This is a genomic window from Janthinobacterium sp. DSP2-3-3 (assembly GCF_049897325.1).
Classification (GTDB): domain Bacteria; phylum Pseudomonadota; class Gammaproteobacteria; order Burkholderiales; family Burkholderiaceae_D; genus Janthinobacterium.
Map to the genome: position 1 here is coordinate 196,684 of NZ_JAFCWA010000006.1, position 21,962 is coordinate 218,645.

Annotated in this window: 18 protein-coding genes; 6 read left to right on the forward strand and 12 right to left on the reverse strand. The window is 64.4% G+C overall.

The window, feature by feature from the left end:
• Window positions 1–93: 93 nt before the first annotated feature.
• Both ACP7DE_RS14330 and ACP7DE_RS14335 read right to left on the reverse strand, forming a co-directional pair.
• The gene (locus ACP7DE_RS14330; protein WP_426072724.1) at window positions 94–1,659 is read right to left on the reverse strand and encodes a phospholipase D family protein; all 1,566 of its coding nucleotides are present in this window, start codon (window positions 1,657–1,659) and stop codon (window positions 94–96) included.
• A 125-nt stretch (window positions 1,660–1,784) separates the two neighbouring features.
• The gene (locus tag ACP7DE_RS14335; RefSeq protein ID WP_426072725.1) at window positions 1,785–3,554 is read right to left on the reverse strand and encodes an FAD-dependent oxidoreductase; all 1,770 of its coding nucleotides are present in this window, start codon (window positions 3,552–3,554) and stop codon (window positions 1,785–1,787) included.
• Window positions 3,555–3,802: 248 nt separating this feature from the next.
• Here ACP7DE_RS14335 and cysM point away from each other — a divergent pair, with 248 nt between their 5' ends.
• Window positions 3,803–4,705, forward strand: coding sequence for a cysteine synthase CysM (gene cysM, locus ACP7DE_RS14340; protein ID WP_101484254.1), 903 nt, complete (start codon window positions 3,803–3,805; stop codon window positions 4,703–4,705).
• Window positions 4,706–4,827: 122 nt separating this feature from the next.
• Here the strand turns inward: cysM and ACP7DE_RS14345 are convergent, their stop codons facing one another.
• The 5 genes from ACP7DE_RS14345 to ACP7DE_RS14365 all read right to left on the reverse strand — a co-directional run bounded on the left by ACP7DE_RS14345 (window position 4,828) and on the right by ACP7DE_RS14365 (window position 10,713).
• Complete coding sequence (locus tag ACP7DE_RS14345; RefSeq protein WP_034751784.1) at window positions 4,828–5,160, reverse strand: hypothetical protein; 333 nt, start codon at window positions 5,158–5,160, stop codon at window positions 4,828–4,830.
• Window positions 5,161–5,598: 438 nt separating this feature from the next.
• A complete protein-coding gene (gene mltB, locus ACP7DE_RS14350; protein ID WP_426072726.1) occupies window positions 5,599–6,759 on the reverse strand; it encodes a lytic murein transglycosylase B in 1,161 nt (386 codons plus the stop codon).
• Window positions 6,760–6,767: 8 nt separating this feature from the next.
• The gene (locus tag ACP7DE_RS14355; protein WP_426072727.1) at window positions 6,768–8,795 is read right to left on the reverse strand and encodes a transglutaminase TgpA family protein; all 2,028 of its coding nucleotides are present in this window, start codon (window positions 8,793–8,795) and stop codon (window positions 6,768–6,770) included.
• On the reverse strand, window positions 8,792–9,799 hold the full coding sequence (locus ACP7DE_RS14360) for a DUF58 domain-containing protein (protein ID WP_426072728.1): 1,008 nt from the start codon (window positions 9,797–9,799) through the stop codon (window positions 8,792–8,794). Before ACP7DE_RS14360 ends, ACP7DE_RS14355 begins: the two co-directional genes overlap by 4 nt.
• Window positions 9,800–9,804: 5 nt before the next feature.
• The gene (locus tag ACP7DE_RS14365; RefSeq protein ID WP_426072729.1) at window positions 9,805–10,713 is read right to left on the reverse strand and encodes an AAA family ATPase; all 909 of its coding nucleotides are present in this window, start codon (window positions 10,711–10,713) and stop codon (window positions 9,805–9,807) included.
• A 244-nt stretch (window positions 10,714–10,957) separates the two neighbouring features.
• Here ACP7DE_RS14365 and ACP7DE_RS14370 point away from each other — a divergent pair, with 244 nt between their 5' ends.
• Entirely contained in the window at window positions 10,958–11,884 is a 927-nt protein-coding gene (locus ACP7DE_RS14370) for a histone deacetylase family protein (protein WP_426072730.1), read from the forward strand.
• 14 nt (window positions 11,885–11,898) lie between these two features.
• Here ACP7DE_RS14370 and ACP7DE_RS14375 read toward each other — a convergent pair whose 3' ends face one another.
• Entirely contained in the window at window positions 11,899–12,222 is a 324-nt protein-coding gene (locus ACP7DE_RS14375) for a hypothetical protein (protein WP_426072731.1), read from the reverse strand.
• 161 nt (window positions 12,223–12,383) lie between these two features.
• A complete protein-coding gene (locus ACP7DE_RS14380; protein WP_426072732.1) occupies window positions 12,384–13,178 on the reverse strand; it encodes a hypothetical protein in 795 nt (264 codons plus the stop codon).
• A 200-nt stretch (window positions 13,179–13,378) separates the two neighbouring features.
• On the opposite strand from ACP7DE_RS14380, the gene ylqF reads away from it, so the two are divergent.
• On the forward strand, window positions 13,379–14,326 hold the full coding sequence (gene ylqF, locus ACP7DE_RS14385; protein WP_426072733.1) for a ribosome biogenesis GTPase YlqF: 948 nt from the start codon (window positions 13,379–13,381) through the stop codon (window positions 14,324–14,326).
• 54 nt (window positions 14,327–14,380) lie between these two features.
• Here ylqF and ACP7DE_RS14390 read toward each other — a convergent pair whose 3' ends face one another.
• The gene (locus ACP7DE_RS14390; RefSeq protein WP_426072734.1) at window positions 14,381–15,199 is read right to left on the reverse strand and encodes a DODA-type extradiol aromatic ring-opening family dioxygenase; all 819 of its coding nucleotides are present in this window, start codon (window positions 15,197–15,199) and stop codon (window positions 14,381–14,383) included.
• 111 nt (window positions 15,200–15,310) lie between these two features.
• Between ACP7DE_RS14390 and ACP7DE_RS14395 the strand changes: the two genes are divergently transcribed.
• The gene (locus ACP7DE_RS14395) at window positions 15,311–16,201 is read left to right on the forward strand and encodes a LysR family transcriptional regulator (protein ID WP_426072735.1); all 891 of its coding nucleotides are present in this window, start codon (window positions 15,311–15,313) and stop codon (window positions 16,199–16,201) included.
• On the opposite strand, the gene ACP7DE_RS14400 is transcribed toward ACP7DE_RS14395, so the two are convergent.
• Both ACP7DE_RS14400 and ACP7DE_RS14405 read right to left on the reverse strand, forming a co-directional pair.
• Window positions 16,202–17,086: a hypothetical protein gene (locus tag ACP7DE_RS14400; RefSeq protein WP_426072736.1), complete on the reverse strand. Its 885-nt coding sequence runs from the start codon at window positions 17,084–17,086 to the stop codon at window positions 16,202–16,204.
• Window positions 17,083–19,371, reverse strand: coding sequence for a M1 family metallopeptidase (locus ACP7DE_RS14405; protein WP_426072737.1), 2,289 nt, complete (start codon window positions 19,369–19,371; stop codon window positions 17,083–17,085). The genes ACP7DE_RS14400 and ACP7DE_RS14405 overlap by 4 nt, the downstream gene beginning before the upstream one ends.
• A 234-nt stretch (window positions 19,372–19,605) precedes the next feature.
• On the opposite strand from ACP7DE_RS14405, the gene ACP7DE_RS14410 reads away from it, so the two are divergent.
• Together ACP7DE_RS14410 and ACP7DE_RS14415 are read left to right on the forward strand one after the other, a co-directional pair.
• Entirely contained in the window at window positions 19,606–21,141 is a 1,536-nt protein-coding gene (locus ACP7DE_RS14410; RefSeq protein ID WP_426072738.1) for a TonB-dependent receptor domain-containing protein, read from the forward strand.
• A gap of 147 nt (window positions 21,142–21,288) precedes the next feature.
• Window positions 21,289–21,960 (forward strand): thiol:disulfide interchange protein DsbA/DsbL, encoded by a 672-nt coding sequence (locus ACP7DE_RS14415; RefSeq protein ID WP_426072739.1) that lies wholly within the window; start codon window positions 21,289–21,291, stop codon window positions 21,958–21,960.
• Window positions 21,961–21,962 lie beyond the last annotated feature (2 nt).

Below are 21,962 nucleotides of genomic sequence, written 5' to 3' on the forward strand. Positions count from 1 at the left end.
GTGGTGGTGCCGCGCAGCACGAGAAAAAACCCTGCGTGGTACCGGCTGCGCGGGGTTTTTTTATGCGCCCGCCACTTTGCCTGGCCTGCGTGCCTACAGTTGCGACTCGATCGGTAGCCAGCGCATCACGGACACCAGCATGCGGCGCCAGAAGCCCGCTTCGGGATCGTGCGTCCACACCTTGGCGGGCTGCTCGGTGGCATCGGACCAGCGCAGGGCGCCGTTGTCGAGGAATACGCGGTAGCTGGTATCGCTAGCCGTCGAGTGCAGGAACAGTGCGCGCATGTCGGCCGCCAGCGCGGCATCGTCGAACAGCACGCCCATTTCCGTGTTGAGCTGGGCCGAGCGGGGATCGAGGTTGAAGGAGCCGACGAAGCCCCGTTGGCCATCGACCACCACGGCCTTCGTATGCAGGCTGGCGCGGCTTGAACCCAGCAGGCTGATGCGCTTGCGGTGCAGGGTCTTCAATTCATACAGCCCGATGCCGCCGCTCAGCAGCGCCTGGCGGTAGCGCGCATAGCCTGCGTGCACGAGGGCCACGTCGGTGGCGGCCAGCGAGTTGGTCAGCACCTGGACCCTGACGCCGGCGGCAACCTTGTCGGTCAAGCTCTGCGTGAGCGTCTGGCCGGGCACGAAGTATGGCGAGGTCATCAGCGCTTCTTCGCGCGCCTGCGTCAGCAGGGGCAGCAAGCTGTGCATGAGCCAGTGCTCGCTGCGCTGCAAACTGGCCACGGGAGCGGCTTTTTCCGGCGGGTCCGACAGCACTTGCACTTGCGCGCTCCAGTGCAGCCGCAGCCGGCCATCCAGGTGGGCTTGCAGTTGGCCCGCATCGGTCAGCTGCCGCAGATAGGGCGAGGCGCCCAGTTCGCCCGTGAGCGCATCGAGGCGGGCGCGCACAGCCTGCAGCTCCGGCGCGCCTGGATTCTTGCCGGCATGCAAGGCGCCGATGGGGATGACGGCGCGGCTGTTCCAGAAGCGGTCGAAGATGTCGCTCGTCTGCCGTACGGCGGGACCCACCAGCAGCAAGTCGGCATCCTGGAAATTGATTTGTTCGGCGGCATCGAAGTATTCATCGCCGATATTGCGCCCGCCGACGAGGGCAACCCTGCCGTCGACGATCCAGGCCTTGTTGTGCATGCGCCGGTTCAGGCTGACGGCGCGCAAGGCCATTTCCATGGCGCGGCGCCAGATGCCGTCGCGGTTGCGGCCAGGATTGAAGATGCGCACGTCGATCAGCGGATGGCTGTCGAGCGCGAGGATGGCGGCGTCCTGGCCGCGCGCGTTGATATCGTCAAGCAACACGCGCACGCGCACGCCGCGGTCGGCCGCGCGCAGCAGTTCGCGCACCAGCAGCCGTCCCGTGACGTCGTTATGCCAGATGTAGTACTGCAGGTCGATGCTGCGGCCCGCTTCGCGCGCGCTCAGGGCGCGCAGGGCGAACGCCTCCAGATTGTCGTCGATCAGCGCCGTGCCGCTCTGCTCCGGACGTTGCGCCAGCTGCGGCGCCAGCACGCGGTCGAGCAGGGTAGCGTCGGCTGCCACGGGCAAGGCCGTACCCGGTGCCCCCAGCGAACGTTCGGCGAAGCGCCCGTAGCTGTACAGGGCGGCTATGCTGAGCACGGCAAACAGCGTGGCCAGCAGTAGCAGTTTGACGAACATGCGGCGCACCGTCAGCGGACTGCGGGCATGCTGCGGCGCGAGGAAAGCTTGGCGGTGTGGGGCATGCGGTCTCTTTCAGCTGGATGGCAACAGCCGATTGTAGCAGTTTCTATCATGCACGATTTTCAGGCCGTGCCCGCCGGCAGCCGTGCCAGGAAGCCATGAATCTGTGACACCACGGCTGCCCCCTCACCGACGGCGGCGGCCACGCGCTTGGTCGAGCCGGCCCGCACGTCGCCGATGGCGAAGACGCCTGGCACGCTGGTTTCCAGTGTCGCCCGGTCGGGCTGGTCGGGTGGCGGGTAGGGCAAATGCGTGGCGTGGCCGTGGGCGCGGCATTCGGCGCGCGTAACGTCGAAGCCCGTGCGAATGAAGCCCTGTTCGTCGACGGCCACGGCGCAGTCGTGCAGCCAGTCCGTGTTCGGATCGGCGCCGACGAAGAGGAACACGCGGCGCACGGCGCAATCGCACTCTTCGCCGGTCTGCTTGTTGCGCCAGCGGGCGCCCGTCAAGCCCTCCTCGTCGCCTTCGAGGGCGATGATTTCCGTATGCGTGTGCAAGGTGATGTTGGGCGTGGCGGCGATGCGCTCGATCAGATAGCTCGACATGCTGGCCGCCAGTCCCTCGCCGCGGATGACCATGTGGACTTTGGCGGCATGGCCGGAGAGAAACACGGCTGCCTGGCCGGCCGAATTGCCGCCGCCCACCAGAATGATTTCTTCCTGCTTGCACAGCTTGGCTTCGATGGGCGAGGCCCAGTAATACACCCCCCGTCCCTCATACGTTTTCAGGTTCGCCAGCGAGGGCCTGCGGTAGCGCGCGCCGCAGGACAGCACCACAGTGCGGGCGCGCACCTGCGTGCCGTCGCACAGCTTGACGCGCAGGGGCCAGCTGTCGCACAGCAAGTTGGCGGCGCTGGCCGGGGTGGCGATTTCGACGCCGAACTTTTGCGCCTGCACATAGGCGCGTCCCGCCAGCGCGCGGCCGGAGATACCGGTGGGAAATCCCAGGTAATTTTCGATGCGCGCGCTGGCACCCGCCTGGCCGCCATACGCGCGCTGTTCCAGCGCCAGTACAGTCAAGCCTTCGGAGGCTGCATACACGGCCGTGGCCAGGCCGGCGGGCCCGGCGCCCACCACCAGTACGTCGAAGATCTTGTCGCCGGACAAATCGGGCAGCATGCCCAGGCAGCGTCCCAGTTCCGCATTGCCGGGGTTTTTCATGACCTTGCCATCGGGACAGACGACCAGTGGCCATTCCTGCGGCGTGGGCTGGTAGCGCTCGGCCAGCGCAGCGGCGGCCGCATCGCTGGCCGGGTCGAGCACCGTGTGCGGGTGGCCATTGCTCGACAGAAAACTTTGCAGGTGGAACAGATTGCCATTGCCGCGGGGGCCCACCAGCACGGGGCCGCCCGAATTGACTTCGATCAACGCCACGCGGCGCAAGATCAGGGCGCGCACGATGCGCTCACCCATTTCCGCTTCCGCCACGATCAGTGCGCGCAGGGATTCCGAGCTGACGACGAGCACCTCCACGTCGCCCACGGCATGGCCATTGACGAGGGCGGGGCGGCCCGACAGCTGCGCCACTTCGGCGATGAAATGGCCGGGGCCGATTTCGCGCATCAACGAGGTGCGGCCCAAGCCTTCGTGGCGCGTGACGGCGACGTGGCCCGCCAGGATGACCAGCATGCCGAAGCTGCTGCTGCCTGCCTCGAACAGGGTGGCGCCGTCCGCATGCTGGCAAACCTGGCCATAGCGTTGCAATCGGCGCAGTTCCGCTTCGGTGAAGACGGGGGAAATCTGGTGCATGCGGCCCTGGATATCGAGGGTGCTGGCCTGGACGGGATCGTCCTGCGTGGTTTCTGGGATGAATTCGGGTGTGGTGCTGGCCATGACTGATCCATTGATTGAATAAGCAAATTACTAAAATAACTAACCGTCACGAGTCTAGCGCATGCGTGCGCGGCGCGCTGGCGCATCGCGCGTGGCGACCCTGGCATGCTGCAAAGCCAGGCACCATGCGGCCTGGCGTGCGGGCGGCCGCGACGCGGGCTGCCTGGCGGAACACCGGCTTTTAGCCATGCGCCGTCCAGCATCTCATATTAGAATGGGTCTTTGTTGAAATTACTTAAACAGACACGATGGCTTACAAGACACTTGAAGATACGATAGGCAATACTCCGCTGGTGCAACTGACGCGCTTGCCGGGCGCCGATGCGATAGCGCGCAACAACGTCATCCTCGGCAAGCTGGAAGGCAACAACCCGGCCGGCTCCGTGAAGGACCGCGCCGCCATGTCGATGCTCAAGCGCGCTGAAGAGCGCGGCGTCATCAAGCCAGGCGATACCCTGATCGAGGCCACCAGCGGCAATACGGGCATCGCGCTGGCGATGGCCGCCGCCTTGCGCGGCTACAAGATGTTGCTCTTGATGCCAGACAATCTCAGCGTGGAGCGCCGCCAGAGCATGGCCGCCTATGGCGCCGACATCCTGCTCACGCCGAAGACGGGCGGCATGGAATATGCGCGCGACCTGGCCGAGCAGATGCAGAAGGATGGCCGCGGCGTGATCCTCGACCAGTTCGCCAACGAAGACAATTCACGCGCCCACTATGAAAGCACGGGACCGGAAATCTGGCGCGATACCAATGGCCAGGTCACGCACTTCGTCAGCGCCATGGGCACGACGGGCACCATCATGGGCGTGTCGCGCTATTTGAAGGAACAGAATCCCGCCATCCAGATCATCGGCGCACAGCCCGAGGACGGTTCGCAGATTCCCGGCATCCGCAAATGGCCGGAAGCGTACTTGCCGAAAATTTACGACAAGTCGCGCGTGGACCAGGTGGAATACGTGAGCCAGGGTGTGGCTGAGCGCATGGCGCGCAGTCTGGCGGCGGAAGAGGGCTTGTTCTGCGGCATCTCGGCAGCCGGCGCCTGCGAAATCGCGCTGCGCATCTCGCAAACGGTGGAAAACGCGACCATCGTGTTCGTCGTCTGCGACCGCGGCGACCGTTACTTGTCCACTGGCGTGTTTCCTGCTTGATGGCGTCGATACAGTTTGGGGAACAAGGTAAGGCTGGAAATATATCGGCCAGAACGGCCTGAGAACTGCTGGAAATACCCCCTCCCCATGGCGGGGAGGGAAAACCTGCGAAATTGGCAGGATCAGCCTTGTGGCGTTTCGCCTTCTTTTGGCTTGAATTGCTTGTCGCTGATGCGGAATTTATTACGACGGTCACCCATCAGGTAGCGCAAGTCGCGGATGCTCAGGTCGCTCACTTCGTGCATGCGGATCAGCAGCGATGCGCCTACCGGCAGGCGGTGGTGACGGATTTTGCTGATCACTGGTGGCGCGACTTCGAGCGCGCGCGACAGCGCTGCGTCGTTTTTCAGGCGCAGATTTTCGATCAGGGTATCGAGCAATCTGTTTGGGTTGTACTGGAGCAGATCGTCGGAGTCCGAATCGCTGTTCATATCAATGCCGACTTGGTTTGTCATGATGTTAATGTTCCTTCTGTAGTTGCACTGCAAAGTAAAAAACACTCGGAGCTCGCTCTTGCTGCGTTCATGTTCATTCTTTACTAAAAGGAACAAATTCACACACGGTACGATCCGGGATACAGTTTTTCATGATATATACACAATTGTACAACAGGATTCAATTTCAGACCGGAAAGCCTGGCAATCTTGCTTTATATAAAATAAGTGTTGTCTTATTGCAACAGCTATTTCTTCTTTATTATGCTCTATGATAGAGCAAAAATTGTACTTTGACAAAAGTTAAGTATAAAACCATTTCCGTATTCCGTGCCGCACAAAGGCTGGCGAGCGAGGCTGGCACATGTTATCGGCCCTACCATAGACCTGTTTGCCGGTCGCTTCAACATCGCTTACGCTTTCTTACAAGTAATATTATAACTTTACACTGACTTTCGGTTAGCGTGCGCGCACTTGGCTGATGGCCTTGCCCAGGTCAATCACTGACATAGCATAAAAATAACTTCTGTTGTATTGAGTTATAGCAAAGAAGTTATTGCTTGCCAAGTGATACTCAGTTGCTTCGGAACCATTTTGCAGATCGATCAGGCCGAACAACATGTTCCGGGGCGTGGACGAGACGGTACGCACACCGGCTTCCTGCAATTCTTCCAGGCTGTACTTGGCTTGCAAACCTTGGCCGATGAACTTTTCCCAGGCGTGGTTGGCCGAGACGCTGACGTGATAGGTGCTGATGGCCGGGTCATCGCGGCGCCAGCCGTGTTCGACGAGGAAATGCGCCACGCTGCCGATGGCGTCGGCCCTGGAATTGCGCAAGTCGATGTGGCTATCGCCATCGAAGTCCACCGCATATTTCATGATGCTGCTGGGCATGAACTGCGGCAGGCCGATGGCACCCGCATACGAGCCGAGCAGGGTCAAGGGATCGATGCCGTCCTTGCGCGCGTACAGCAGTGCGTTTTCCAGTTCCCCCTTGAAAAAATCCATGCGCGCGGCCCGCGTCGGGCTTTCCGGATAGGAAAATGCCAAGGTGGTCAGCGCGTCGAGCACGCGGAAACTGCCCGTGTTGCGTCCGTACACGGTTTCCACGCCGATGATGCCGACGATGATCTCGGCCGGCACGCCATATTCGCGCTCGGCGCGCGTCAGCGCTTCGGCGTTCTCTTCCCAGAATTTCACGCCCGCATTGATGCGCACCGGCTCGATGAAGCGGGCGCTGTAGGCTTGCCAGTTCTTCGGCTTGCCCGGCGGCGCCGGCTTCATCAACTGCACGGTCGACTCGACATAGCGCACCTTGCCGATCAGGGTATCGAGCTCGGCGCGGTCAAAGCCATGCTTGGCGGACATCTCGTCGAGGAAGGTGCGGACTTCCTTCCAGTTGGCATAGTCGACAAATTCGCCTTCGAAGTCGAATTTCGCCGGAGCTTTCTTCACCGCCGGCTTGCCGGCCACCTTCTTGACGGGCTGAGCCTTGGCCGCGCGTACGGCACGGGCGCGGTCGGCGGCGGAAATATTGCTGTTTTCGCCTGCGTGCGCGGTCGCCAGGCACAGGGGAAGGGAGAGGAGCAGGGACAGGGCGGAGGTTTTGATCGGTAACAAGGAGCGTCTCATCGGCATTGGGTTAGCAGGCGGCGCAAGCTGCGCCGCGCGCGGAGTTGTTCGTCTGGGTTGGCATTACCATACTTCATCGCGGCATAGATTGCCAGAAACTGTGCGATGGCGGCGTGCGCCTCGGGCGTGGCCTTGCCGGCGGCCAGACGCGCAGCATAACCGTGCGGGCCTTCATGCGGCGCACGGCTGTAGCCGCGCTGCGCCTGCTGGCGGCAAAACTGTGCGTACAGGGCGTCGAGCGGGTCGCCTTGCCCCGCTTGCCGCCAGCAGACCAGTGCGCCTGCTACGGCCGACAGCAGGGCCAGCACGGCGCAGGCGAGTGCCAGGGTCGTCGCAGGCAGGTTTTTCAAGCTATCGAGCATGGCGCGCTGGCGTTGCGGCGTGGTATCGAGGGCCCAGCTGTTCCAGGCGTGCTCGGCCTGCTGCCATTGCTGGCGCCACGCGGCAAGCGCGCCGTGCGCGCCGCCATCGAGGCCGGCCAGGGCGCGCCACGCCGACAGCGGCGACGGGGCCGGTGGCAGGGCGGCATTGAGGTTGCGCTCGGTGCGCAGCGGTGCGACGGCGCCGGTGGGGTCGACGCGCACCCAGCCCCTGCCAGCCAGCCACACTTCGCTCCAGGCATGGGCATCGGACTGGCGCACAGTCAGGCTGGGGCTGCCGTCGGCACCGGCGCGTGTGCCGCCCTGGTAGCCCGTGACGACGCGCGCGGGGATGCCCATGGCGCGCATCAGCACGACGAAGCTGCCCGCGTAATGCTCGCAAAAGCCCGCCTGCGTGACAAACAGGAAGTCATCGACGCCATGCTTGCCCAGCAGCGGCGGCTGCAGGGTGTAGCGGAAGGGTGCGTGGTGGAAGTGGTCGAGCACGGCGGCGATGGCGTCGGTGGGCGCCAGCATCTGCGTGCCGCTGCCGCGCAAGGCGCGGGCCCAGGCCACGCTGCGCGGGTTGCTGCCAGCGGGCAAGGCCAGCCATGGCTGCTGCTGTTCAGGCGACAGGCTTGTTTGCAACCGGTAGCGGGGCTGGGAACTGACGCGGTAACGCACGGTCGAAGTAATAGGCTGTATGGTCAGCACTTCCAGCGCGGACGAGACGACATACGGGTTGCCGGGCAAGCGTTCGATGCTGCGCGGCAGGTCGAGCGCGAAGATGCGCCGCTGGCCGCTCGCTTGCAAGGTCACTTCGTATTGGCTGGGCTGGCCTTCCAGGGTGATGTCTATCCGGCTGTCGCTGGCAGGCGCGTGCCGGCCAGCGCCCCTGCGGCTCCAGGTGGCGCCGTCGTAGTCGCCCAGCACCACGCCGCGCCAGTACAGCTGGTCTTGCGGCGGGATAGGCGTGGAAAAGCGGGCCGTGAAGACGGGCTCGCCGGACAGGGCCAGTGAGGCGATGGCGCCCGCTTGCATGCTGTCCGACAAGCCCGTGCGCGCTTGCGCGCCCTCGTGCGGCGCACCCCACAGGGGGCTGTCGGGACGCGGTACGGCAAGAAACATGACGGCCGACAGGGGAATGGCCAGCGCCAGCATGCGCCCCAGCAAGCCTAGCCTTTGCGCCAGGCGGGGCTGCAGCGTGCCGTACTGGGCCGACAGCAGGGCGGCCAGCAGGACGATGACAGTAGCCAGCATCCAGGCGGCGCTGAGGATGCCTTGCGCATGAAAAAAATTGGCCAATAGCAAAAAGAAACTGAGGAAGACGAAGACAAAAATGTCGCGCCGGCCATGCATTTCCAGCGATTTCAAGGCCAGTAGCAGGACCAGCATGGCCACGCCCGCATCGCGCCCCAGCACGCTGCCATAGCTGGCGTACACGCCGGCGATGCCCAGCAGGGCCAGCGGCACGAGCACAGCTAGCTGTGGCTGGCGCCGGCCCCGTACTGTCATGTTGGCGCGCCACAGCAGGGGCGCGGCAGCGGCGGCCGACAACCAAGGGGGCAGGTGCAGCGCGTGCGGCGCCAGCACCATGGCGGCGGCCAGCAACAGCAGCAGGATGTCGGCCTTCTCGCGCGGCAAGCCGCTCAGCCAGGCTTTCATGGCATCGCCTGCGCTGGCGGCAAATCGTGCGGCGAACCATGCAGGGCCAGCGCGCGCAGGCAGGCGTCGCGCTGGCTGGCTCCGAGGGCCGGTGCCAGAGTCAGCACACCCAGGCGCAAGCCATACGGCAGGCCCGTGCGTTCCGCCTGCAGCACCCAGGCGGCCAGGCGCGACAGGCGCGCTTCCGGCGCCAGCGCGTGCAAGTCCGCGTGGTCGAGCATAAGGTTGCCATGCGTGCCGTGCGGTGCGCCAGCTGGTGCGTCGGCGCCAGGCTGGAATTGCTTGCTAAATAAATGCTCGCCATCATGGCGGGCGATCTGGCGCCATGCCAGGCGCTGCAAAGGGTCGCCTGGCTGGTAGGCGCGCACACCGGCCAGTTCCAGTGCGCCATCGGGCGAGCTGGGTGAGCCTGGCTGCCGTGCTTGCTGCACTGTGCCGCCCGGCCAAGGCAGCGGCGGCGCATCTTGCTCGGGCTGCGGATACACGAGCACGCGCGCCTCGGGCTGCCAATCGCACCAGGCAACAAACAGGCCCAGCGGAAAGTTGCCGGACAGGCGCACGGCAGGCGCATCAAACCAACCCCGTTGCTGCGCCTGCATGCCGATGCTGACGGCCGTTTCGCCGTGAGCGGCGATATCGGCCAGGCTGGGCACTGCCGACGCGCCGCTCGCCGCCAGGCCGATCGCATGACGCGGGCGTGTGCTGCGGTTGATCAGGCGCAAGGTGAACAAGGCGTGGCTGCCCGCAAACACGGGGTTGCCGGGCGTGGCTGCCAGCGACAGCCCCGCCAGGTTGCGGCTGGTAAACAGCATGTCGGCGATGGCGCAGGCGGCCGCGAAATACGTCAGCGCATAGCCCAGGCCCAGGCGGTAATTGACGGCGGCGATCCACAGCACCAGCAGCAGCGCGGCAAATGCCAGGCCCGCACGCGAGGGGCGGATGTGCACGCGTTGCGCGCCCAGCCAGGGGCGTGCCGGCAGCCATGGAAGAGTGCGCCAGCGCATGCCGCTCAGACGGGGATGCTCAAGAGCAGATGCTGCAGCAGCACGCGACTGTCCGTGCTCTCTTGCGCGGCATGCAGGCGGTGGGCGCAGACGGGTAACAGCACGGCTTGCACATCGTCGGGCGTAACGTGGTCGCGTCCGGCCAGGGCGGCCCAGGCGCGCGCCGCTTGCAGCAGGGCCAGCGCGGCGCGCGGGCTGAGACCATCGGCAAACACGCCGGGTGCGCGGGTGGCATGCACGAGGGCCAGCACGTAGTCGACCACGGCGGGCGAGGCGTGGATGGCGCGCAAGCCCGCTTGCGCCTGCAGCAATTCTTCCGCGTTCATCACGGCCGGCAAGGTGTGCAGCATGGCGCGGCGGTCGGCGCCCAGCAGCAGCGACCGTTCGGCGGCCGCATCGGGGTAGCCGAGCGTGACGCACATGAGAAAACGGTCGAGTTGCGATTCGGGTAGGGGAAAGGTACCCAGCTGGTGCGCGCAGTTTTGCGTGGCAATGACGAAGAACGGCTGCGGTAGCGCGTGCGTGACGCCATCGAGCGTCACTTGTCGCTCTTCCATCGCTTCGAGCAAGCCCGATTGCGTCTTCGGCGTGGCGCGGTTGATCTCGTCGGCCAGCAGTACTTGCGTGAACAGGGGGCCGCGGTGGAAAATGAAACTGGCGCTGGCGCGGTCATACACGCTCATGCCGGCCACGTCGGCGGGCAGCAGGTCGCTGGTAAACTGCTGGCGCTTCCATTGCAGGCCCAGCGAGATGGCCAGTGCATGCGCCAGCGTGGTCTTGCCCACGCCGGGCACGTCTTCGATCAGCAGGTGGCCGCCCGCCAGCACACAGGTGAGGGTCTGGCGGATCTGCAAGTGTTTGCCGACGAGAACTTCGCCGATCTGCTGTGCGGCCTGGTGTATTTTCGAAAACATGTTATTTCTATCACAGTACGATGGATTATTTAATTTACAATCGCTTTGGCTAGGTCAAACGGTACCGCCCGCCAGGTGCGCGCTCGTGGTAGATTAGAGTGACAGCAAAGGCGGCAAGGGCGGCACAGACCAGCCAGTGATTTTATGCGAGAACGCGCCAGGTAGGCAGGAATGCGCTGCAGTGACTGCGGCGCGCGTTCCCGGTATGGATAGAAAGCAGAGACAGAGGTAACCAGTACAGCGCATGAGCACAGCCATTTATACCCATCCCGATTGCCAGCGCCATGAAATGGGCGACTGGCACCCTGAATCGCCGGCCCGCTTGCAGGCCATCAATGATCAATTGATACTCGCGCATATCAGCGACCTGGTCGAGCACCGCGATGGCGTGCGCGCGCAATTGTCGGATATCGAGCGCAACCACAGCGCCACGGCCATCGGTCTGGTGCGCGACAATGTGCCGGCCCAGGGCGACTACTATCCGCTCGACGGCGATACCCTGCTCAACGCGCACAGCTACGACGCGGCGCTGGCCGCTGCTGGCTCGGCCGTGACTGCCACCGACGCCGTCATCGATGGCGAGATCAGCAACGCCTTTTGCGCGATCCGCCCGCCCGGTCACCATGCGCGGCCCAGCGAGCCCATGGGTTTCTGCATGTTCAACAATGTTGCCATCGCCGCCAAGCATGCACTTGACGTGCGGGGCCTCGAACGGGTCGCCATCGTCGACTTTGACGTGCACCATGGCAATGGCACGGCCGAATCCGTGGCAAATGATCCACGCATCTTGATGGTGAGTTTTTTTCAGCACCCGTTTTATCCATACAGCGATGTCGAATCCTACACCGATACGCGCGTCAACGTGCCCGTGCCGGCCCGCTCGAAGGGCGATGCCGTGCGCCAGCTGGTGCTCGACCACTGGCTGCCGGCGCTGCACCGACAGCAGCCGCAGATGATTTTCATTTCCGCCGGTTTCGATGCCCACCGCGAAGACGACGTGGGTGGCATGGGCCTGGTGGAGGCCGACTACACGTGGCTAACGCAGCAGATGATGGCCGTGGCCAATCAGTATGGCAAGGGCCGCATCGTCAGTTGCCTCGAAGGGGGCTACAACCTGTCGTCCCTGGGCCGCAGCGTGGCGGCGCATGTGAAGGCGCTGGCGGAGCTGTAATGGTTGAGCTCTAACTACAGCAAGCTGGGGCGGCTGCGGGAATTGGTATGGCGATGGGTCTGGTAATCGACTGCGTCGCCGGCCATGAAGCGGCGCCAGGCTTGCGTGTAGACGAGCGATGATTTATCCGCGTCGAAGCTGTCGAGCTGCAACATGTCGCGGTGGTGCTTGATTTCATTGACCAAGTGGTCATACAGCATTTGCAAGCCATAGCTGTCGGCGCTCTGGCGTTTCAGGCGCTCTTCCAATTGTGCCACTTGCCCCTGCAATTGCCGACATTCCTTCTTCCAGTCATTGCGCGGCACGCGCTTGGGCGCCTTGCCAGTGTGTTCCATCATCATATTATCGAACTATTCCCATCGCATATCTCCCTGGCGAGAGGCAGCCTGGAAATAATTGCTTTTCATTTAAGAGGCGATATTAGAGCATACTTTTTTGTTTCTTACAGTAAATATAAAAATCCACGTGGAAATATTTGACCTGGCTTTCCTGACGCGTGTCACTGGTGCTGCGTTTCCTTCAACGGCGCTTCAGGGGCCGCTCCGGCCATTTTTCCGTCATCGGCGTAGGTCAGGGTCAGCAGGGTATTGTCATCCCAGTTCAGGTCATGCAATGGCGGCACGTAGCGCTGGCGGTCTTGCGTGACGCGGATGTCCAGCGTACGCTCGCCCGAGCGCGCCTGTACGGCCAGCAGCTTGCGGAACGCGGGAAACGGCACGTGGATCAGCGACGAGTGGCACGGCCCGCCCGCCAGGCGGAACAGGTTGCGCCGGACAAAGGGCAGGTCATCCTGCTCGACGGCCCAGCGAATTTCGCATTCCAGGCGCAAGTCGCCCAGGCGGCGCACGTTCTGGGGCAGGCCCGGCGTGTGGATGTCGGCGCGCCAGCGCAGGGTGTCGCGCTTCTTGTTGCTGACCAGGTCGGCATTCGCGTCGTAGGCGGTCTTGTCGCGCGTCAAGGTGAAGCCGCCGTCCGCCGCCAGGGGGACAGGGATCGACAGCTTGTCGGCCGACAGGTGCAGGGTCACGCCATCGAGCCTGGCCTGGGATGTGGCGGGGATCAGCATGAAGCGCAACGGCGCGCCCGGCGCCAGGCGCTGGTGGTCGGCATACGCGTCGAGTCCCTTGAGCATGGTGCGGTAGGGGCGCAAGTCGGGATCGCGCGTGCCTTGCACGTCGACAACCTGCTGCATTGCCTGGCTGGCCGTGTCGCCGGGCGCCGCTGGTTCCTGGGCCATGGCGGGCAGCAGGCAGGCGCAAAGGGGGGCAAGGAGAATAAAACGGGGAAGATGCATGGAATGCGTGCCAGGTTGAGCTTGCAATGGGGAAACCGGCCAGGCTGGACGGACTGCGGATCTTATCATTCAAGTAACTGCTAAATTATCACCAATTGTCTCGTCCGCGTCGCACGGCTGGCGCTGGCGGTGGAAAATGCGACGTCGTGGCGGCAACCACGTAAAATAGCGGATTGACTGAACGAACTGAAGGCAAGAGCATGGCGATACAATGGTACCCAGGACACATGAACGCGGCCCGCAAGAAAGCGGCCGAGACCATGGAAAATACCGACCTGGTGATTGAAGTGGTGGACGCGCGCCTGCCGGCAGCCAGTTGCAATCCCATGGTGGACGAGCTGCGCCTGTTCCGCCAGCGCCCTTGCCTGAAGATCCTCAACAAGACCGACCTGGCCGATCCGGCCGCCACTGCCGCCTGGGTGGCCTATTTCAATGCCCAGGAAGGCGTGACCGCGTATGCGATGACGACCAAGAAGCCGGGCGACGTGGCGCGTATTCCGGACCTGGCCAAATCGCTGGCGCCGCACCGTGGCGTGCCGACGAAGCCGCTGCGCATCATGATCATGGGCATCCCCAATGTGGGCAAGTCGACCCTGATGAACGCGCTGCTGAAAAAGCGCGTGGCGAAGGTGGGCGACGAGCCGGCTGTCACCAAAATGCAGCAAAAGCTGTATCTGGACAAGAACACCATCCTGGTCGACACGCCAGGCATGCTGTGGCCGAAGATCGCCATCCCCAGCGACGGCCTGATGCTGGCGGCCAGCCACGCCATCGGCTCGAACGCGCTGATCGAAGAGGAAGTGGCCGTATTCCTGGCCGAGGAATTGCTCAAGCGCTATCCGGACTTGCTTGCGGCCCGCTACGGCACCAAGGTCGGCGAAGTCGATGCCATCGGCGTGGTCGAGGGCATCGCCGCCAAGCGCGGCTTCCGCATCAAGGGCGGCGACTACGATTTCGAGAAAGCCTCGCATACCTTGCTGCTCGATTACCGCAGCGGCATCCTGGGACGTATCTCGCTGGAAACGCCGGATACGCGCGCGGCCCTGATGGCCCAGCACGCGGCCGAGATGGCGGAAAAAGCGGCGAAAGCGGCAGAGATTGCCGCCGAAAAGGCCAGGAATTCTGCGCGCGGCAAGCGCGGCACGTAAATCACTGCATCGCCATGCAAAAAGCGCCGCGACATCACTGTCGCGGCGCTTTTTTTATGCGGCGGCGCCTTCTCCAAACCTGAAACTTGTCACTGCCAGGGCGCCAAAGAAATCGTCCTCGTGATACACCACGTGCGCCGCTTCCTGCTCGGCCGCGCCCAGCGCCACCATCAGCGGCAGCAGATGATCTTCCTGCGGATGGGCCTGGCGTGCGCCCGGTGCCTGGTCCCAGGCCAGCAATTGCGCCAGCCTGTGTGCCGGCGGCAAGGCCATCGCCTGGCGCAGCCAGGCATCGAACTGCTGCGAAGAAACGGCGCCCGCCTGGCCGAACTGGCGCAGGTTATGGTAACTGAGGCCACTACCCAGTATCAGCACGCCTTGCCGGCGCAAGCTGGCCAGCGCGCGGCCCACTTCGACGTGCGTGAGCGGATCGTAGCCGTGTTTCAGCGACAATTGCACCAGCGGCACGTCCGCCTGCGGGTAGATGGGGAACAAGGCGCTGAAGGTGCCGTGGTCGAAGCCCCGCTCGTGGTCGAGGCGCGCCGGATGGCCGGCTGCATCGAGCAATTGTTTTACTTGCGCCGCCAGTGCCGGTGCGCCGGGCGCCGGGTACTGGATCTGGTAGGTGTGCGGCGGAAAGCCCGAATAATCGTAGATCATGCCCGGCTGCGGGCTGGCCGAGACGAGAAATTGCGGCCCTTCCCAGTGTGCCGTGATCACCAGCACTGCTGTCGGCCGCGCACCGACCTGGTGCGGGATATCCTGCAACGACGCTTCGAGCGCGTCGTAGCGGTCGCCGAACTGGTCCTTCATGAACGGCCACGGGCCGCCGCCGTGCGACAGGAAATAGGTGGGGAAGGTGTGCTCTTGCATGGCGGCTCCTGAGGGAATGGCTGATGCTATCGATGATAGTCATGTGCGGTCAGTTGATCAAGATCGTAATTATTGATATATCATTTCTATTTTGTTGATGATGGGGTGGTCATGGATACCTTGCGCAGCATGCGCGTGTTTCGCGCCGTGGTGGAACTGGACAGTTTTGTGCGCGCCAGCGAGCGCCTGGATCTGTCGCCCGCCATGGTCAGCAAGCATGTGATGCACCTGGAGCGCCACTTGGGCGCGCGGCTGCTGAACCGCAGCAGCCGTCACCTGAGCCTGACGGAAATCGGCAAGGTATATTTTGAACAGTGCCGCGACATGCTCGACAATCTCGACGAGGTGGAAGCGACCGTGGGCCGCACGACGGTGGTGCCGCGCGGCATGCTGCGCCTGAGCGCCCCCGTCTGGTTCGCCAACGCCATCTTTACGCGCACCCTGGCCGCTTACCGCGAACGCTTTCCGGAAGTCACGTTCGACATCGACTTGAGCGGGCGCGTGGTTAACCTGGTGGAAGAGGGTTTTGACCTGGCCTTGCGCGTGAGCCAGGCGCCATCGCCGACCCTGATCGCGCGGCCCATCGGCAGCATCGCCTTTCACTTGGTGGCCGCGCCCGCCTACCTGGCGCGCGCGGGCCAGCCGCACCTGCCGCAAGACCTGGCGCTGCACGCCATGATCAGCTATTCCTTGTTATCGAACGGCAATGAACTGGCCTTCGACGGCCCGCAGGGACGCGAGACGGTGAAGTTTACACCCGTGCTGCAATGTAATAACGAAAGCCTGCTGCACGCGGCCGCGCTTGATGGCATGGGCATCGCCCTGTTGCCATCGTGGCAAACGGATGCGGACCTGGCGGCGGGGCGGCTGGTGCGTCTCTTCGACGGCTACCAGCTGGCGGGCGGCAAGGTGTACGCCGTCTACACCAGCCGCCGCTACCTGTCGTCGAAAGTGCGCACCTTTATCGACTTCCTGGCCGATGAAGGGCGCCTGGGGACGTAACTACGCCAGCGAGCGCTTGACGTCGATCAGCGCGAACAGGCGCGCGCTGCGCATCCACGCCAGCACCAGCGCCGCCAGCTGCGTCACCAGCAAGCCGCCCACGATGGCCAGTGGACCGGGCGCGGCCAGATTCAGGCGCGCCACGCCCAGCAGCGCATACAACGCCAGTCCCAGCACAGTGATGACGAGGTAGATGGCCAGGCAGGCCAGCGGCCGCCGGCGCAGCATGCCGAGGCCCCGCCACCAGGCCTTGACGGCCGAGGTGCGGCGCCGGTCGACGGCCAGCGCTGCGCGGCCCGCGTCGAGCGTTGCGCAGGCCAGCAGGAACAGCAAGCCCGTCGCCAGCAAGGCCAGTTGACGGGCCAGGTCGGCCTCGGCTTCCAGGATGGCCTTGGCCGCGTGCTTCTCGGCCAGTGTCAGCGCGCCGGCGCCGATGGCCAGCGCCATGCCCAGTGGCACGATGCTCCACAGCAACATGCGCAGCATGCGGCCATATTCGCTGAAGGCGCCCGTCAGCAGGGGACCGAAGCCCAGTGGCGCAGGAGCGCGCGCGGCCGTCACCACCAGGCCGCTTAGCAGTGGTGAAAGCAGCAGAGTCAGGACGATGCCGGCGATGGCGGCTTGGCTGATGGCGGCGCCGTTGCGCCCCGTATTGGCCATCAGGTCGGCCAGGGTCATCAGGTCGAGCTTGTGCGCCAGGGCCGCCGCATGCACGGCCTGATCCAGGCTGGCGCTCAAGGTGCGCCAGAGGGGAATGGCGGCGACGATGGCGGGGATCAGCAGCAGGCCCGCCCACAGCAGCAGCAAGCGCCATTGCAGGGCGGCGCGGCTGGCGCGCGTGGTCAGGGTCAGGCCGCTGGCCCGTGTCGTGGAAGTGGCGCTCATACGATGGCAATCAGAGAAAGGAGGTATTGGAAGGCGGCGGCGAGGTCGAGGCTCCAGCGCCGTGCAGCGGACGTGTCGGCCTTCAGCGTGCGGCTGTCATCGAGCTTGTTGACGTCGAGGTAATGCACGCGGTCGGGGTCCAGCTCGGCCGAGACGGCCTTCACGGGCTTGCTCCAAGTGTAGCGCTGCCACAGCTGGTCGTTATCCCACACCACGCGCTCGGACGTGCCATCGGCAAATTTCACCAGCAGCACCTGCGGCACGGGCGCGCCGCGGCGACGCAGCACCACGCTGGTCAGATACGGATACGGTCCCGTGCCGGGTTTGGCGTCCGGGTGCGCCTTGTCCCACGCCTTGCGCACTTTTTTCTCCTCTTTTTCCAGCGTGTCGGCCGTGTGTTCCACGCGCTTGCCATCAATCAGCGCCATGCCGGCCAGCGGCGTCTGCTCTTCGCTGCTGAAGCTGCCGATGCGGTCGTCGATGTTCGCGCTGGCATAGACTTGCTGCGCGAAGACTTGCTCCACGATGCGCCGCTGGCCCGTCGCCTCGGCCAGCGCTTCGCGCAGGTCGGCTACGCTGGGGTGGCGGAATTTCCACTGTTCGTAATACGCCTTGAAGCCCCGTTCCATGGCCTCGCTGCCGATGCGCGCTTCCAAGTCGCGCAGGGTGACGGCCGTGCGGCTGTAGACAGGCCCCACGCCCGGCAGGCGGTTCCAGGCATTCTGTCCCAGCGGGTCGGCCGCATCCTGGCGCGGTGCGGCCATGCGCTCGAATTCAAAGACCTTGAAGACGGGATCAAAGCCCAGGCGCTTGAGCAGCGGCGTGGTGGCGTGGATATCCTGGCCGCGCGCGCGCAGCATGCGCTGGTCCCAGTACTCGTTCAAGCCTTCGTCGAGGACGGGTTCCTCGAACTCGTTCGAGGCCAGGATGCCGTAGAAATAGCCATGCCCGAATTCATGGATGGTGACGAAATCGAGGCCGAATTCGGGAATGGTCTTCGGCTGCAGCTTGGCGTAGCCCGAGGCGGTGATGAAGGTCGGGTATTCCATGCCGCCCGCTTCGGCCGCATTAAACGGCGGAATCACCACCGTCAGCGTCTTGTACGGATACGGGCCCAGGGTGCGCGAGAAATAGGTGAGCGAGTCCTTGGCTGCCTGCAGCGCCGGCGCCGCGTTCGATGCGTATTCGGGCGGGTACAGCACCTTGATGGCCACGGGCGGGCTGCCAGGGCCGCTCCAGCTGCCCGTCAGTGGCGGCGCGCTGCGCTTGTCGGCCGTCCAGGCGAAATCGTGCACGTCGCCCTGCACGTAGTGATGCGTGAGCATGCCGTTCTTTTCCTGCGGCGCGCCCTGCAGCTCGCCCGTGGCGCCCACCGTGTATTCCTTGGGCACGGTCAGCTTCACGTCGTAGTTGCCGAAATCGGCGTAGAACTCCGAATTGAGGTGGAATTCATGCGCATTCCAGCGCGGCGCGGTGGCACCCCGTTCGCCGGGCAGTTCCAGCACGGCGATCTTCGGAAACCACTGGCCCACCAGGTGGAAGCTGCCGAAATAGCCGGTGCGCGCGATGACGCGCGGCAGCTGGTCGAAGAAGCGGATGTCGAGCGTCGTCTCGGCGCCCGGTGCGACGGCCTGCGGCAAGTCGACGCGCACGACCGTGCGGTCGGTGGACGGACCGTTGTCGGGCTGGACGAAATGCCAGGGCGCCTTGGCGCCGTTCTGCGTCATGCTGCGCAGTTCGATGTAGCCCCACTCGCCGTCGCGCGTGTCGACGCCCGAGCGGAAGCCCGTATCGAGCTTGCGCTTTTCGGTGAAGAAGGTCGAATGTTCGCCTTCAAACGCATTCAGGTACAGGTGCAGGTAGACGCTGCTGATGGCTTGCGCGCTGCGGTTGCGCCAGCGTAGTTTCTGCTGGCCAGCTATGGTGTGCTTGACGGGATCGAGCGTCGCTTCGATCCGGTAGTCGACGACGCGGTCCGACAGGGTCGCTTGCGCGCCCGTGCGCGCACCGCCCCAGGCGTTGCTGGCGCTGGGCGTGCTGACGGCGGACGCGTGCGGCGAAGCCAGGGCGATGCCGTCAGCGGATGGCGCCAGCGGCATGGGCGCGCTGGCCGGCTTGCCTTGGCCCGGCTGGGCGAACAGGTCGGCCTGCAGGGCAAGGCCGGCCAGCAGCAGGGCGGTGATGGAAAGGGCCTTGAGCTTGCCCGAGATGGGGAAAAAACCAATGCTGCGGCGCGTGCCGCGGGGACTTGGTGGCCCCTGGCGCGGTGTGCTACGACTTTCCATGCGTGACTCCCACAGTGACTTCTTATTGTTGATTTTTAAATGCAGTCGGCTGCGCCCAGGATCGCCGGGCGCTCGTTAATATACCCGTAAAAATTACAAATAAGCAATGAATTGTGTAAGCAGCCCCGCCGGCTGTTGCGGTGCCGCGCGCCGTGCGTATAATGATTCGCTTTTGCCATCGCTCCGTTCCACCAGCGCGCGTTCGCGCCGCGGTGACGCCTCCAGCCTGCCGCCATGATGCCTGCCCCTCCCGCCCTGACCATCGCCACGCGCGCCTTGCTGCTGTGCGCTTTGGCCATGCCGGCGTGCGCGCAGGACAGCGTGGATGGCGGCGCGGCCGGCGTCACGCATGGCGACTTGTCCACCGAGCTGGCGCAGGGCGGCCAGCACAGCGCGCGTGGCGCCTTGTCGCGCGAGCAGGGCGGCATGACGCTCGATATGGCCATCGACGGGCTACGCAATGGCAATTACCGCGATGGCAGCGTGTTTCACCAGCGCGGCTTCAACGGCGGCGCGGAATGGAAGGTGCGCCAGGGCCGCTTCGGCTTCAGCGCCGACCAGTTGAGGCAGGACACCCGCTATCGCGCACCCGAGGCGCCGTTCCTGGCCCTGCTGGCGGTCCGCCCGGAAGACCTGTACCGCTATGAAGTGCGGCGCGCCAGCGCCTTTGTGCAGCGCTATGTGGGCAAGTTCGAGCTGGGTGTGGAGCTGTCGCAGCGGGAAAAGCATGCCACGGCTTACTATGCGGGCGAGGAGGGCAGCAGCGAATCGCGGTACAGCAGCCGCCGCCGGCAACTGGCGCCCCGCGTGCGCCATTACGGCAAGGTGGGCGGCGTGGGCACGGATACGGAAGTGGGCCTGGACCTGATGCAGTGGCAGCGGCGCTCGGGCCGCGATGGCGATGGGCAGCGCCGCCAGTATTCGCGCGCGCTGTTGCTGCGCGAGGAGCTGGCTTTCGGCGGCGCGTATGCGCCGCGCCTGCTGCTGGGGCTGCGGCATGAACAGTTCCAGCTCGATCCTGCCGACATGCCCGCCGGCGGCAGCGACTGGGAAAACCAGAATGCCTGGGATCTGCAGGGCAGCCTGCAATTGCGCCCGCAGCTGAGCGTGTACGCCAAGGCCGCGCGCAGCTACCGCATCGATGATGATGGCTATACCCGCGCCGGCTACCGGCCCCTGGCGGGACAGCTGCGGCGAGAAACGGAAGTGGGCGCCACCTTCGGCGATGCGGCGCGCAGCGCTTCCGTGCGCGTCTTCAGCGAGCGCCTGAGCAACCAGATTGTCTTCGACCAAAGCCTGGGCCAGCTGGGCTTTGCGGGCAACCTCGACCCTTCGCGCCGCGACGGCATCGCCATCGAGGCCAGCATGGCACTGGCGCGTGACTGGCGCCTCGACGCTCAGCTGCGGCAAGTGCATGCGCGCTACGATGATTATGCCTACGATGGCCCGGATATCGCTCTCGTGCCCAAGACCCTGGCCAGCCTGCACCTGTACTGGACGGGGCAGGCCGGCGCCAGTGCCGACGTGGGGGTGCAATGGCTGCGCGCGCTGCGCTATGGCCGGGATTTCGACAACTGCTGCCTGGCGCAAGTGCCCGCGTTTGCGACCCTGGACGGACGCTACGTGCGCAAGCTGGGTGCGTGGGAGCTGGAACTGGCCGGCAGCAACCTGGCCAACCGCCGCCATTACGGCGATGCGCCGGGCTGCCGCTCGAGCATTTACCTCAAGGATGCGCGCCAGCTGCGCGTGTCGGCGCGCTACCATTTTTGAGGTGCGAGCGCAGCGGGGCTTAAATGCGGCTTAAGCGGGCGCAAAGCGGGGCGATAAACACGGCTTTTTTCCGCCCGGGCTTCATCGTCCGGCACAAAAAGTGGTAATCTCGCCCCGTTCACGACCACTTTATGATGAAGGATTAATATGCGTTTTCTGCGTTTCTTGCGTCCCCTGCTCGCCGCCGTCACCTTGGTGGCAGCCACCGGCGGCGCCATGGCGGCCGATACCGGCTTTACCACGCTCTCCACGCCAGTGCGCACGGACACGGGCAAGAAGGTGGAAGTGGTGGAGTACTTCATGTATTCCTGCCCGCATTGCTATGCGCTCGATCCGCTGATGCACGACTGGGTCAAGAAGCAGGGCGACAAGATCGCCTTCCGCCGCATCCACCTGGCCTTCTCCGGTCCGAAAGACCCGCAGGCGCACGCCTATGCCACATTGGAAGCGATGGGCCAGCTGGAGCAGTTCCACGACAAGATCTTCCGCGCCATTCACGTCGAACGTAACCGCCTGAACCGCGATGACGCCATCCTCGACCTGTTGGTGAAGAACGGCATCGACAAGGCCAAATACCTGGACATGTTCAATTCCTTCGGCGTACAGACCAAGCTGAAGCGCAACGAGCAGCTGATCACTGCCAGCAAGATCGACAGTGCGCCGACCATCGTCATCGACGGTCGCTTCGTGACCTCGCCGGCGCAGTTGTCGCGTCCGGGGCAGTCCGAGCCGCAAACTCAGGCAGCGACCCTGCGCGTGATGGATGAACTGGTGGCGCGCACCCTGAAAGAGCGCGCTCCCGCGCCAGCGAAGAAGTAAGC

Excerpts from the sequence above, each read along its gene's own strand:
- ACP7DE_RS14395 (WP_426072735.1), top strand. The coding sequence starts at position 15,311 with ATGGATACCTTGCGCAGCATGCGCGTGTTTCGCGCCGTGGTGGAACTG.
- ACP7DE_RS14380 (WP_426072732.1), bottom strand. The coding sequence starts at position 13,178 with ATGCATCTTCCCCGTTTTATTCTCCTTGCCCCCCTTTGCGCCTGCCTG.
- cysM (WP_101484254.1), top strand. The coding sequence starts at position 3,803 with ATGGCTTACAAGACACTTGAAGATACGATAGGCAATACTCCGCTGGTG.
- ACP7DE_RS14405 (WP_426072737.1), bottom strand. The coding sequence starts at position 19,371 with ATGGAAAGTCGTAGCACACCGCGCCAGGGGCCACCAAGTCCCCGCGGC.
- ACP7DE_RS14335 (WP_426072725.1), bottom strand. The coding sequence starts at position 3,554 with ATGGCCAGCACCACACCCGAATTCATCCCAGAAACCACGCAGGACGAT.
- ACP7DE_RS14400 (WP_426072736.1), bottom strand. The coding sequence starts at position 17,086 with ATGAGCGCCACTTCCACGACACGGGCCAGCGGCCTGACCCTGACCACG.
- ACP7DE_RS14410 (WP_426072738.1), top strand. The coding sequence starts at position 19,606 with ATGATGCCTGCCCCTCCCGCCCTGACCATCGCCACGCGCGCCTTGCTG.
- ACP7DE_RS14365 (WP_426072729.1), bottom strand. The coding sequence starts at position 10,713 with ATGTTTTCGAAAATACACCAGGCCGCACAGCAGATCGGCGAAGTTCTC.
- ACP7DE_RS14345 (WP_034751784.1), bottom strand. The coding sequence starts at position 5,160 with ATGACAAACCAAGTCGGCATTGATATGAACAGCGATTCGGACTCCGAC.
- ACP7DE_RS14360 (WP_426072728.1), bottom strand. The coding sequence starts at position 9,799 with ATGCGCTGGCGCACTCTTCCATGGCTGCCGGCACGCCCCTGGCTGGGC.
- ylqF (WP_426072733.1), top strand. The coding sequence starts at position 13,379 with ATGGCGATACAATGGTACCCAGGACACATGAACGCGGCCCGCAAGAAA.
- ACP7DE_RS14355 (WP_426072727.1), bottom strand. The coding sequence starts at position 8,795 with ATGAAAGCCTGGCTGAGCGGCTTGCCGCGCGAGAAGGCCGACATCCTG.
- ACP7DE_RS14375 (WP_426072731.1), bottom strand. The coding sequence starts at position 12,222 with ATGATGGAACACACTGGCAAGGCGCCCAAGCGCGTGCCGCGCAATGAC.
- ACP7DE_RS14390 (WP_426072734.1), bottom strand. The coding sequence starts at position 15,199 with ATGCAAGAGCACACCTTCCCCACCTATTTCCTGTCGCACGGCGGCGGC.
- ACP7DE_RS14415 (WP_426072739.1), top strand. The coding sequence starts at position 21,289 with ATGCGTTTTCTGCGTTTCTTGCGTCCCCTGCTCGCCGCCGTCACCTTG.
- ACP7DE_RS14370 (WP_426072730.1), top strand. The coding sequence starts at position 10,958 with ATGAGCACAGCCATTTATACCCATCCCGATTGCCAGCGCCATGAAATG.
- ACP7DE_RS14330 (WP_426072724.1), bottom strand. The coding sequence starts at position 1,659 with ATGTTCGTCAAACTGCTACTGCTGGCCACGCTGTTTGCCGTGCTCAGC.